This window comes from Thermus aquaticus (assembly GCF_001280255.1).
GTDB classification, from domain to species: domain Bacteria; phylum Deinococcota; class Deinococci; order Deinococcales; family Thermaceae; genus Thermus; species Thermus aquaticus.
Genome location: NZ_LHCI01000032.1, coordinates 1 through 709 on the forward strand (window position 1 = coordinate 1; position 709 = coordinate 709).

At 71.5% G+C, this 709-nt stretch carries 1 protein-coding gene; it reads left to right on the forward strand.

The window, feature by feature from the left end:
* Positions 1–661, forward strand: a 661-nt coding sequence (locus BVI061214_RS00195) for an aminotransferase class I/II-fold pyridoxal phosphate-dependent enzyme (RefSeq protein ID WP_053766882.1), incomplete at its 5' end; no start/stop codon positions are given.
* Positions 662–709: the final 48 nt, after the last annotated feature.

Consider the following 709-nt stretch of genomic DNA (forward strand, 5'->3'; position numbering starts at 1 on the left):
CCTGCCCCTCTGGGAGGCCCGAAGCCCCGAGGAGTTTTTGGAGCTTCTCCCCCGAAGCGCCCTGGCCTTCCTCTGCGTCCCCAACAACCCCACGGGGGAGGTCTACCCCTTCCTGGAGGAGGCCGCCCGGCGGGCCGGGGGAGCCCTGGTCCTGGACCTGGCCTACTACGAGCTCATGGAAGAACCCCTTGCCCTCCCCCAGGGGGTATGGCGCCTCTACAGCCCCAACAAGGCCCACGGCCTCACCGGGGTGCGGGCGGGCTACCTGGTGGCCCCCCTGGACCTCACCCACTTCCGGAACCTGGCCCCGAGCTGGCCCGTATCCGCCCACGGGGAGGCCCTCCTCCGGGGGCAGCTGGACCCTAGGGCCCGGGCCTGGCTGGAGTGGAGCCGGGCCGAGCTCCACCGCCTGAGGCGGCTTTTGGCCGAGGGGCTTAGGGCGCTCGGCCTCGAGGTCCTTGAAAGCCCCGCCAACTTCCTCATGGTGCGGGTGGGCAGGGCCACGGCGGTGGCCCGGGCCCTGAGGGAAAGGGGCCTAAGGGTGCGGGACGCCACCAGCTTCGGCCTCCCCGAGTGGCTCCGGCTCTCAGCCCAGCGGGAGGAGGCCATAGAGGCCCTTTTGGAAGCCCTGGAAGGGGTTCTTGCTAGACTGGGGGCATGACCCCGGAGCTCGCCCGCTACCTGGAGGAGGCCCTGGGGCGGCTTAGGG